Raw genomic sequence first — 11,906 nt, forward strand, 5'->3', positions numbered from 1 at the left:
ATTAATGCAATATTTGCGGAAGAATTTTTTTAAAATATTTTATGAGCTTACTTATTATAGGTTCAATGGCCTTTGATGCCATTGAAACTCCTTTCGGGAAAACAGATAAAATTGTAGGCGGCGCGGCCACATATGCCAGTCTATCAGCATCTTACTTTTATGAGGATGTAAAGATCGTAGCAGTGGTGGGTGACGATTTTCACCAGGAGGATATTCAGGAATTTAAAAATCATGGTATAGATGTGGAAGGAATTCAGATAAAAGAAGGTCAAAAATCTTTTTTCTGGGCTGGGAAATACCATAATGACATGAATAGCCGGGACACTTTAGTCACCGATTTAAATGTTTTGGCTGACTTTGATCCTATCATCCCGGAATCATATCAAGATTGCGAATATCTGTTATTAGGCAATCTTACCCCAACTGTTCAAACAACTACCATTGGTCGTTTAAAAAAACGCCCTAAACTAATTGTACTTGATACCATGAACTTTTGGATGGATGTTGCTTTAAATGATCTTTTAGAAACGATCAAGTTAGTCGATGTATTAACTATTAATGACGCAGAAGCACGCCAACTATCGGGAGAATATTCTTTAGTAAAAGCAGCGAATAAAATACTTCAGATGGGTCCGAAATACCTGATTATTAAAAAAGGCGAGCATGGTGCCTTACTATTTCATAAGGATCAGATCTTCTCTGCTCCCGCCCTTCCGTTAGCCGAAGTTTTTGATCCTACAGGAGCGGGCGACAGTTTTGCAGGCGGCTTTATTGGCTATATGGCTAAAGTGGGCACCGTTAACTTCAATAACATGAAAAATGCGGTTATATTCGGATCCGCCCTGGCTTCATTTTGTGTTGAAGAATTTGGAACTGAGAAAATAAAAAACCTAAAACATACAGAGGTTGAGGCACGCGTTCAGCAGTTTGTTAACCTGAGCAGTTTTGTCATCTAAAAATAGTTGATTTCAGCAGGCAGATAAACAGCTGCCTGCTATTATTTCAATATCCCTATTACTTCAAACTTCTCGAAAACGGATTGGGTATGCGGCGCATCTTTAAGCTCCGATGTAAGGTCCTGGCCGGCCCAATGTTCGTAATGTTGCCCTCGCTTCCACAAGCGGCTTTCTGATACGTCATAAATGAATCCCTGGTAAGCTACCCAGATCTCCGGTTTATCCTGGCCGTTACGAAGTGCTAACTGAAATCTAGAGTACTCCTGTAACTCTTTCATACTGCGCTTGATTTCCTGCTCTTCCTAAATCGTTCAAAAAACAAAATATTCATCAGCAGCATGGCCATTGAATAAAAAAAGTCCTCGAGCGGAATCGTGCCAACTCTAAGATCGCAGTTTTCAGCGTTGTTGTACATCACTATCGGAATGGATGTAAGAATCCCGTTAACTATAAAAAAAGGAATCACAGAAACTAAATAAGCAAGATAGAATCGGCTTAAATAAGACTTTTTGCTGAAAAATCCGGCATACAACACAAGCACTCCAAGCAGACTGAATGTTATCAGTGTATACACGCGGGCGTGAAACATTACCAGCATTACAATTGAAAAACAAAGAATAAGACTGTTTATGATGGCTATAAATGTTTTTAAAACATCTTGTTTTACATAATAATCGAGGCACTCATATATGAATATACAAGCGAACGGCACGGTGAAGAAAAATAAGATCTCCTCAATTGGCAGGTTAAATAAATAAACTCCAATTACGTATTCTTCGTTAAACGACCAGACATTTGTAATGGTAAATATGTAATCCCATATTAAAAAAACTAGTCCGCTTACGATTAAGGCAGGAAAAACAAATTTCCATTGCTTATAAAATTGCACACGCTTATCAAATGACAGCAGTATAGGAAATATTATCGTAAGGAAATTAATTAACAGGTAGGCTGATTTCATTTAATCGCTCAGGTTTTTAGATATATTTCTTGAGCAGTTTGACTTCTTCAGGGGTACAGCGATCTGATGTGATCATAAATTTTGCAATACTTGAGCGAAAGGCAGCATTCGCCTGTCCAAAATTCTTTTTTATAAATTGCTTAATGATCATCTGGCGGTCTTCAGTAAGTTCTTTACTGTAACCAAGGAAAGCCGGAGTGTAATGTTGGATGGAAAAACGCATAAAACGAATCTCGAGGTTATTGGGTTCAATCCTTAGTGCTTTCTCGAGCGTTTTTTGAGCCTTAGCTACATATTTCACCTTCTGATATGGATTCCAGCTGTGCTTCGCTTTAAGCGCCTCCAAGGTGCCCGTATAAGCAATGATCAATGGAGATGCGGAATCACGTGCGCTCAATTCAGCATATAACGAATCAGTTACCCTCGAACTCTCTACTGCGAGCATCATTGCCTGTTTAATGTTATCTATCTCTTCACTTCTGGTTTTCGCTGAAGAGACTTCGTACAATATAGTGAAACACAAGAATATCAATAGATACTTCATCTCTAATCTTTAGGCTTGGTTGAATCAAGGTTTATGCCACCGGGATATAAATCGTCCCTAACAACCGCATGTTTTAAACAGGGTAAAATGCAAATCTACAAATTCGTTTGCCGTGTTTAGGTGTAAAGAGTTTTGCTTTATTACCTTTATGGATACATGAATAAGGCTCACATCGCAGTGATTGGTTCTGGCTTTGCCGGACTCGCTGCTGCAGCATCACTTGCTAAGGAAGGTTTCGAAGTAACCATTTTTGAAAAAAATAATCAGGCAGGTGGCCGGGCAGGCTTGTGGGAAAAGGATGGCTTCCAATTCGACATGGGACCAAGCTGGTACTGGATGCCGGAAGTATTTGAAGATTTCTTTAACAAGTTTGGGAAAAAAGTCAGCGATTTCTATGATCTTAAACGTCTGGACCCCGGATACAGAATCTATTATGGCAAGGACGACATGATTGATATTCCGGCCCGGATGAAAGACCTGGAAGCGCTGTTCGAGTCGCTTGAGCCTGGAAGTTCGGTAAAGCTACAAGAATTCCTCCAACAGGCTGAATATAAATACCGTACCGGGATGGGCGATTATGTATTCAGACCATCACATTCTGTTACTGAATACCTGGAACCGGGGCTTATTATTGAAAGTTTTCGTATCCAGATGCTCACGAGTATGAGCAAGCATGTCCGTCAGTATTTTAAAAATCCCAAGCTCATTAAGTTACTGGAGTTCCCGGTTTTGTTTTTAGGGGCAACTCCTCAGAACACGCCGGCGCTTTATAGCATGATGAATTACGCCGATCTGGCATTGGGAACATGGTATCCCATGGGTGGGATGAATGAGATTGTACAAGCTATGATGGATGTGGCGATTGAACAAGGGGTAAAGATCCGCCTTCAGAGTGAAGTGATTAAAATACCAGTGGTTGACGGAAAAGCAACCGGGGTGTTAACAGCTGAAGGCTTTCACTCTGCAGATATGGTGATCGCCAATGCTGATTATCAATTTGTAGATCAAACCTTACTTGAGAAATCTTATCGAAATTATACTCCCAAGTACTGGGAAAACCGCACACTTTCGCCGTCAAGCCTACTCTTCTATTTGGGAATTGATAAGAAGCTGGAAGGAATTGAACATCATAATTTGTTTTTTGATGAAGATTTCGACCTGCATGCAAAGGAAATCTACACAGAACCACAATGGCCCTCTAAACCATTGTTCTACGTTTCATGCACTTCTAAAACAGATCCTAATGTTGCGCCTGAAGGTATGGAGAACTTGTTCTTTCTGATGCCTATTGCACCTGGTTTGGTTGACAGCGAAGAGATGAGAGAAAAGTACTATAATCTGATGATGGACCGGTTTGAAAAAGTGACCGGTCACCGTGTCCGCGATGCAGTGATTGTTAGGCGCAGCTATGCACTAGATGACTTTACAGCCGATTATCATTCCTTTAAAGGGAATGCATATGGACTGGCTAATACATTAAGGCAAACCGCTTTTCTAAAGCCTAAGATGCGTGCAAAAAAGATTAAAAATTTATTATTTACCGGTCAATTAACTGTACCCGGTCCCGGAGTGCCGCCTTCTATAATTTCTGGGCAGGTTGCGGCGAAAGAAGCTCAACGATATTTTAATGATTGAAAGCGTTCGTTAATTTCTTTAAAATTTATAAATTTAGGTAAACCTAATACCTAACGATGAAATTTCTGAAAATTTTGTTAATAATCTTAGCAGTGTTAACTGGGGTTATTGCCATTGGGGCAGAGTTTTTACCAAACACCTATACGGTATCTCGTTCAACAACCATTAAAGCCCCCGATTCCGTTGTTTATCAGAACGTGGTCAACTTCCATAATTTTTTAAAATGGAATCCGTGGAGCAGAATGGAACCGACCGCGATAGTAACCATTTCAGGGGACATTGGCAGCCCGGGTCATTTATATCAATGGGCGGGAAAAGAACTTGGGATAGGAAATATGCAGATCCAGGAAGTAAAACCTTACTCGGACGCTGACATTAAACTCACGTTTGAAGAACCCTTTAAAAGTGATGCTCAAAATCATTTTAAATTTGAAAAGGTTCTGGGAGGGACTAAGGTCACCTGGACTATGAATGACCAAAGTGATGCAACCCTAGATAAATGGATGTACCTGACAATGGATAATATGATGGGGAAGGATTTTGAGAGTGGTTTGAGAAACCTTAAAGAAATGTCAGAGAAAAACAAATAAATATTGCCTTTAAAATTAAGAGCGCCGGATATTCCGGCGCTCTCGTTGTTATGATGAATTAGAAAGGGGCTTTTTTATTCCGCTTCAGCGTAAGCTACACGTTTGGCAGCATTGTCATAAGGCTTTAAGCCTTTTTTAAGCAACTTTCGTGCTACGTGAATACGGGTTTTAACTGTTCCAATTGGAATGGCCAAGTGATCGGCTATCTCATGATATTTATGTCCCTCGAAATACATTGTAAATGGCACATAATATTCAGCTGGCAGCTTTCCCATCGCATTCTTAATGTCATCCATTATGAATTTCGATTCGCCTTGATTCTTGGTTGAACTAAACACCAGATTAGCAGAAGATATGTCGTCAGATTTAGTTACAAAAGAACTTATTTTAACAAACCGACGATAATTGTTAATAAAAGTGTTTTTCATTATCGTATATAACCAGCCTTTAAGGTTTGTACCCTCTTTAAACTTGTTATAATACGTGATGGCTTTAAGCATGGTATCTTGAACCAGGTCATTGGCATCATCTGCATCATGAGTAAAATGAAGTGCATACATCTTCAATGAACTTGCTTGCCGCATTACCAGGGTGTTGAATTCGATCTTAGTCATTTTGTTTAGGTTTTAGGTTAGATAAACAAATATTGTTCGTAATTCAAAAAAACAACGGATTGTTTAAGTAGAATGTATCTTAAAATACACAAACCATGTGCCCAACTTTGAAAAAAATCGAGATATGTATTATTGTGGAGGAAGTTTTAGTTTAAATACAATCGATTTAATAGGCAGTTAATTGAGGGTGACTTTCAGATAATATTTACTTCCCTTTCGAGGGTAACTCCAAACTTTGCCTGTACACTTTTGATTATCTCAGAAGACAGGTCAAAAATTTCATCGCCGGACGCATTTCCGTGATTTACAAGCACCAGGGCCTGATTTTTCCAGGTTCCTGTATTCCCAACAATTTTCCCTTTCCAGCCACACTGTTCAATCAGCCAACCCGCAGCCAACTTAATTCGCTCATTATCAAGCGTGTAATTGACAATGTCCGGAAAAGCAGACTGTATGTGTCTGAATTCTTCAAGGTTAATTACCGGATTCTTAAAAAAGCTGCCCGCATTTCCAATTGTTGCCGGGTCTGGAAGCTTGCTTACTCTAATGGTTGATACTACCTCAGACACATTTTCTATAGAAGGGTTTAATATCCCCCGATTCTGCAATTCCTGACCTATAGCACCATAATTTAATTTAGGGCTGAATATTTTAGACAACTTGTAAGTCACATCTATTATAATGTACTGACCCTTGAGTTCATTCTTAAATATGCTATCGCGATAGCTGAATCGACAATCTAAATTAGTGAACTCGCGAATTTCTCCGGTTTGTATTTCAAATGCCCTGCACGAATGGAACACGTCCATAAGCTCGACTCCGTAAGCACCAATATTTTGGATAGGTGATGCACCTACTGAACCAGGGATTAAGCTAAGGTTTTCAATGCCTGCAAACTGGTTATCGACACAGTAGTTCACCAGATCATTCCAAACTTCACCTCCTCCTGCTGTAACCAGAACAGTGTCGCCTATTATTTCACTATCTATGCCTTTGATGTTAATCCGCAATACTAGCCCATCATAGTCTTTTGTAAAAAGCAGATTACTGCCTCCGCCTAGGATCAATATCGGCTTGCCGGAAATTTGACTGGTGCTGCTTAGCTCTTGCAGATCTTCTAATGTATTAATTTCTGTATACCACCTGGCATAGGCCTGAACACCAAAGGTATTAAGGGATTTTAAAGAGATCTTTTCAAGAATGCGAGGCATGTCAGGGAAGCTTGCGAAAGTGTGAGATACGGAATATCGGCGAATGATGTCATCAAAGAGGTAAACAATCCTTTGAGATGTTGGAAATTATGGATTTCGGCGACATTATATATTGGCCGTATTGCTGATTAGAAACAATACGGCCAAATTACTTAAATGTGAATAGCTCTGTTTTCAGTGGCTGCCATACTTGCCTCGCGGAATGCTTCAGTGTAAGTAGGATGCGCATGGGAGATTCTGGCTATATCTTCAGCGGAAGCTCTAAATTCCATAGCTACCACTGCTTCGGCTATTACGTCGGCAACACGGGGGCCGATCATATGCACACCAAGAATCTCATCAGTATCAGCGTCCGCTAAAACTTTTATCAGCCCATCAGTATCCATACTCGCCCGGGCACGACCACTGGCTTTGAAAGGGAAGGATCCACTTTTATACTTACGACCCTGCTCCTTCAACTGTTCTTCGGTATAGCCTACGCTAGCCACCTCCGGCCAAGTATATACTACCCCTGGAATCAAATTATAATTAATATGAGGTTTCTGACCGGCAATCACCTCGGCCACAAAGGTTCCTTCATCCTCTGCTTTGTGAGCTAGCATTGCCCCCTTGATCACATCACCGATTGCATAAACTCCTGGCACCGAAGTTTCAAGGTGGTCATTGACCGGAATCTTGTTACCACGTTCCTCAGTTTTTATTCCTATTTTATCCAATCCAAGTCCTTCAGTATAAGCAATGCGGCCGACTGCAACAAGGCAGTAATCGCCTTCAAGGGTAACGTTCTCTCCTTTGGCATTTTCTGCGGTAAGGGTAACTTTGCTTCCCTTTACGGTTGCCCCAGTCACTTTATGACTCAGCTTGAATTCCATCCCTAATTTTGTTAAGGACTTCTGTAATTCTTTGCCAAGTGTTTTATCCATGGTACTTATTATCGAATCCATGAATTCGACAACAGTAACCTTTGAGCCAAGGCGAGCATACACAGATCCCAGTTCTAAACCGATGACACCGCCACCAATCAGAATCATATGTTTAGGAATCTCAGTTAGGTTGAGAGCTTCTGTGGAGGTAATTATGCGTTTGCCGTCGGATTTTAAGAACGGTAATTCGGTAGGTTTAGATCCGGTGGCTATTATCACGTTCTTAGCCGTTATACTTTCTTCGGACCCGTCGTCCTTTTTGATGCTAATTGTGTTTTTATCTGTAAAAGAGCCAAGGCCCAGATATGATGTAATCTTGTTTTTTTTGAAAAGGAAGGTTATTCCACCCGTAGTTTGCGCGACAACATCGTTTTTGCGTTTAACCATTTGATTGAGATCGGGCTTCAAATCTTTTAAATTAATTCCGTGCTCCTTAAAGTTATGAAGTGCATTGTGATAATGCTCTGTAGAGTCTAGCAGCGCTTTTGAGGGAATACAACCAACGTTCAGGCATGTTCCACCAAAAGTTGAATACTTCTCAATTACCGCCGTTTTTAGACCTAACTGAGCACAGCGTATAGCTGCAACATAGCCACCGGGGCCACTACCAATAACTACTACATCATATTGCATAAACGGATCGTTTAAAATTTGCCAAAGTTAAATAACCTTATAGAAAAATCAGTAAAACTAATCTTTAATTAAAATTACCTTGAGACAGATGACCTGCACAAGATTTTTACTTAATATAAAATCTTACGTACGGTGAAAAATTAGTTTTCGAGTATCTTAGCATCAACCAAATTGCTTTATTATGATGAAATTTTTCTGTGTTGCATTACTACTGTGGTTCTCTTTACCTGTTTCAGCCCAAAACCCTGACTCGGCTTACATCCGCGAGAATTATATTAAAACAGAGAAGTACATTAAGATGCGTGATGGTATTAAATTATTCACCGCTATTTATACTCCTAAGGATCAAACAAGAAAATACCCTATACTAATAAACCGCACACCTTATACGGTTTCACCCTATGGAACTGATCGATACAAAACCACGTTAGGTCCATCTATGCTATTTGCACGAGATGGCTACATCTTTGTATACCAGGATGTACGTGGGCGCTGGATGAGTGAGGGAGAATTTGAAGACGTGCGTCCTCACAATCCACGAAAGAAGTCCAAAAAAGATATTGACGAAAGCAGTGACACCTATGATACGATTGATTGGCTTGTTAAAAATCTTCCCTCCAATAACGGAAAGGCAGGCATTTATGGCATCTCCTATCCTGGCTTTTATTCTACTGCCTCTCTTCCTGGTGCCCACCCTGCTTTAAAGGCTGTTTCTCCGCAAGCTCCCGTTTCTGACTGGTTTATTGGTGATGACTTTCATCACAATGGCGCGTTTTTCTTAATGGATGCTTTCAATTTTTACTCAAGCTTTGGGGTTCCCAGACCGAAGCCAATAACGCCTGATAAGGGCCCCAAGTCTTTTACCTTCCCCGTGAACGATAACTATAAGTTTTTTTTGGATCTGGGGCCATTAAAGAATGTGAGAGCTAGGTATTTTGCTGACAGCATAAAATTCTGGAACGACCTGATGGCCCATGGCACTTATGATGAATTCTGGAAAGCGCGGAATATCAGAGAACATTTAAACAATGTTAAGCCAGCAACTATGGTTGTGGGTGGCTTTTTCGACGCAGAAGATACCTTTGGAGCTTTGGCAACATATAAAGCGATTGAGAGCAAGAATCCGGTGAATAAGAATACGCTCGTTATGGGCCCCTGGTTCCATGGAGGTTGGGCTCGCGGCACCGGCGAAATGTTTGGCGATATCAACTTCGCTCAGCCAACCAGTACCTGGTATCAGAAAAATGCAGAGTTTCCTTTTTTTCAAAGTTTATTGAAGGATAAAGGGCCTGCTGATCTTCCGGAGGCTCTCATCTTTGAAACAGGGTCTAATACCTGGCGGCGATATGATTCATGGCCGCCGAAAAATGCTGTTCAACGGAGCTTATATCTCCATCAGAATGGCAAGTTGTCATTCACCGCGCCAAAGGAAGCAGCAAGTTTTGATGAGTACATCAGCGATCCAAATAAGCCAGTTCCATATGCTGATGGTGTGCATCTGGGGCGTACTCGCGAATACATGATTGATGACCAACGATTTGCTTCCCGGCGTCCGGATGTGATGGTTTATCAGACCGATATTTTAACAGAGGATGTAACATTATCAGGACCTATAGTTGCTAACCTAATGGTCTCCACTACTGGCACGGATGCGGATTATGTTGTGAAGCTGATCGATGTTCTCCCTGATGATTATCCTAATAACAACCCCAATCCAAACAACGTCGAGATGGGGGGTTATCAAATGCTTATTCGCGGTGAAGTGATGCGTGGCAAATTCAGAAACAGTTTTGAAAAACCTGAGCCGTTTATTCCTAATCAGATCACGAAGGTTAATTATACCTTACCTGATGTTGCGCACACTTTTAAAAAAGGACATCGCATTATGATTCAGGTTCAAAATTCATGGTTCCCACTAGTTGACCGCAATCCACAAAAATTTGTAGATATCTATAATGCAGATGACAACGATTTTCAGAAAGCAGTTCATCGCATTTACCATGACGGCAATAATGCTTCTTCAGTTCAGGTTACTGTAACTGAAAAATAAATAGAAATAACTTATGTTCACAGCGTTATAAATTAAGCAGCTTATAAAAATGTCTGTAAAAATAAAAATTTTAGTAGCGCTATTGATCAGCGCTTGCTTTGTGAAAAACTCCCTGGCTCAATTATCCGTTTATAATAAAACCTTTACAAGAGCGGATTCGCTCCGGGGAAAATTAACACCACTTCGCACTTGCTATGATATTAATTATTATCATTTAGATGTTAAAATTGATATAGATAACAGGCGGATCAGCGGATCTAATCTTTTCAAATTCACTGCGACTCAGGATTTTGACAAGCTACAGTTCGATCTGTTTGAAAATTTGCAAATCAGTAAAATCGAATATCGAAACGAAGAAGTTCCTTTCAAGAGGGAAGCGAATGCTGTGTTCATAGATTTTCCGGCTAAAATCAAAAAATTGACTCGTGACGAGTTTACCGTTTACTACTCCGGAAATCTAACCATCGCGAAAAATGCTCCATGGGATGGAGGATTTGTATTTTCAAAAGACAAGACGGGTAAACCATGGGTATCTGTTGCTACCCAAGGATTTGGAGCCAGCTCGTGGTGGCCCACAAAAGATCATCAAGCAGATGAAGTTGATAGTATGCTGATCAGTGTGGCGGTTCCTAATGATTTGATGGACGTAAGTAACGGACGCCTTCGGTCAATCGAGAAACTAACAGATGGATATTCTCAATACAATTGGTTTGTATCCTACCCTATCAATAATTATAATGTTAGCGTAAACATAGCAGACTACAAACATTTTAGTGATGAGCACAATAACCAGAACGGGAAATTAACCCTTGACTATTACGTGTTGCCCGAGAATCTCGAGAAAGCGAAAACACAATTTGATGATGATGTGAAACCGATGCTTAGCTGCTTTGAAGATTGGTTTGGCTCCTATCCGTTTTACAGGGACGGCTTCAAGTTGATTGAAACACCATTTCTTGGTATGGAACACCAAAGTGCGGTCGCATATGGCAATAAATACAAGAAAGGATACTTGGGTCGTGATCTCTCGGGTACTGGTCTTGGTTTAGACTGGGATTATATCATTGTTCACGAAAGCGGGCATGAATGGTTTGGCAATAACATAACTTCCAGGGATATTGCCGATATGTGGGTTCACGAGGGATTTACAACTTATTCTGAAGGCCTGTATGTAGAATGTCGGAAAGGTAAAGATGCTGGCATTAAATACATTGCTGGGTTGCGCAAAGGCATTAGAAACGAAGCACCAATAATTGGTACCTATGATGTTAATAGCGAAGGATCCGGAGACATGTATCCTAAGGGGGCCAACATGTTGCAAACTATCCGTGCGGTATTAAATGACGATATCAAATGGAAGAAGATCTTAAGAGGATTAAACCATGAGTTTGGCTTGAAAACGACAAGCACTCAGGAAGTTGAAAATTATTTAAGTAAAGAAACAGGAATAAAGTTGCAGCCTGTTTTTGAGCAGTACCTTCGGACCACTAAAATCCCGGAGCTTAGCTATAAGCTTAAAAATAACAAGCTGAGCTATAAATGGACTAACACAGTTGAAGGATTCAAAATGCCAGTTCTGATTCATAATGGCAATAAAAGCCTCTGGCTAAAACCGGAGAATAAGGAGAAAACCATCTCGTTCAAAGGTGATAGCCTTAAGGTTGATGAGGCCTTTTATGTAAATGCGACGCAAACTTCGATTTTGTAAATTATTAAACTGCCTCAATTTAATTAATTATTATTATTCATATGCAACTTTAAGTCAGTTCATGTCGTCATATAGTTATTG

General features: G+C 40.3%; 11 protein-coding genes. 5 read left to right on the top strand and 6 right to left on the bottom strand.

The annotated features are described in order from the left end of the window. Positions 1-41: 41 nt before the first annotated feature. Positions 42-956, top strand: a complete 915-nt coding sequence (locus AC1MCB_RS13460) for a PfkB family carbohydrate kinase (protein ID WP_479965226.1) — start codon at positions 42-44, stop codon at positions 954-956. Between the two features lie 41 nt (positions 957-997). Here AC1MCB_RS13460 and AC1MCB_RS13465 read toward each other — a convergent pair whose 3' ends face one another. From AC1MCB_RS13465 to AC1MCB_RS13475, 3 genes are read right to left on the bottom strand one after another with little or no spacing between them, the layout of a single operon-like run. Then, positions 998-1,234, bottom strand: a complete 237-nt coding sequence (locus tag AC1MCB_RS13465; RefSeq protein WP_479965227.1) for a cytochrome b5 domain-containing protein — start codon at positions 1,232-1,234, stop codon at positions 998-1,000. Next, complete coding sequence (locus tag AC1MCB_RS13470) at positions 1,231-1,917, bottom strand: lycopene cyclase domain-containing protein (RefSeq protein WP_479965228.1); 687 nt, start codon at positions 1,915-1,917, stop codon at positions 1,231-1,233. Before AC1MCB_RS13470 ends, AC1MCB_RS13465 begins: the two co-directional genes overlap by 4 nt. A 16-nt stretch (positions 1,918-1,933) precedes the next feature. After that, positions 1,934-2,461 (bottom strand): hypothetical protein, encoded by a 528-nt coding sequence (locus tag AC1MCB_RS13475; RefSeq protein WP_479965229.1) that lies wholly within the window; start codon positions 2,459-2,461, stop codon positions 1,934-1,936. A gap of 156 nt (positions 2,462-2,617) precedes the next feature. Here AC1MCB_RS13475 and AC1MCB_RS13480 point away from each other — a divergent pair, with 156 nt between their 5' ends. Both AC1MCB_RS13480 and AC1MCB_RS13485 read left to right on the top strand, forming a co-directional pair. After that, positions 2,618-4,096 carry a phytoene desaturase family protein gene (locus AC1MCB_RS13480; protein ID WP_479965230.1) on the top strand — a complete coding sequence of 493 codons (1,479 nt, stop codon included), beginning with the start codon at positions 2,618-2,620 and terminating at the stop codon, positions 4,094-4,096. A 56-nt stretch (positions 4,097-4,152) separates the two neighbouring features. After that, positions 4,153-4,686, top strand: a complete 534-nt coding sequence (locus AC1MCB_RS13485) for an SRPBCC family protein (protein ID WP_479965231.1) — start codon at positions 4,153-4,155, stop codon at positions 4,684-4,686. A gap of 74 nt (positions 4,687-4,760) precedes the next feature. Here AC1MCB_RS13485 and AC1MCB_RS13490 read toward each other — a convergent pair whose 3' ends face one another. The 3 genes from AC1MCB_RS13490 to lpdA all read right to left on the bottom strand — a co-directional run bounded on the left by AC1MCB_RS13490 (position 4,761) and on the right by lpdA (position 8,067). Continuing rightward, entirely contained in the window at positions 4,761-5,300 is a 540-nt protein-coding gene (locus AC1MCB_RS13490) for a sigma-70 family RNA polymerase sigma factor (protein ID WP_479965232.1), read from the bottom strand. A gap of 194 nt (positions 5,301-5,494) precedes the next feature. Next, entirely contained in the window at positions 5,495-6,511 is a 1,017-nt protein-coding gene (gene murB / locus AC1MCB_RS13495; protein ID WP_479965233.1) for a UDP-N-acetylmuramate dehydrogenase, read from the bottom strand. Between the two features lie 152 nt (positions 6,512-6,663). After that, entirely contained in the window at positions 6,664-8,067 is a 1,404-nt protein-coding gene (lpdA, locus tag AC1MCB_RS13500) for a dihydrolipoyl dehydrogenase (RefSeq protein WP_479965234.1), read from the bottom strand. 181 nt (positions 8,068-8,248) lie between these two features. Between lpdA and AC1MCB_RS13505 the strand changes: the two genes are divergently transcribed. Next, entirely contained in the window at positions 8,249-10,117 is a 1,869-nt protein-coding gene (locus tag AC1MCB_RS13505) for a CocE/NonD family hydrolase (RefSeq protein WP_479965235.1), read from the top strand. 49 nt (positions 10,118-10,166) lie between these two features. Continuing rightward, on the top strand, positions 10,167-11,825 hold the full coding sequence (locus tag AC1MCB_RS13510) for a M1 family metallopeptidase (protein ID WP_479965236.1): 1,659 nt from the start codon (positions 10,167-10,169) through the stop codon (positions 11,823-11,825). The last annotated feature ends 81 nt before the right edge of the window (positions 11,826-11,906 follow it).

It is taken from the genome of Daejeonella sp. AP26 (assembly GCF_056680515.1).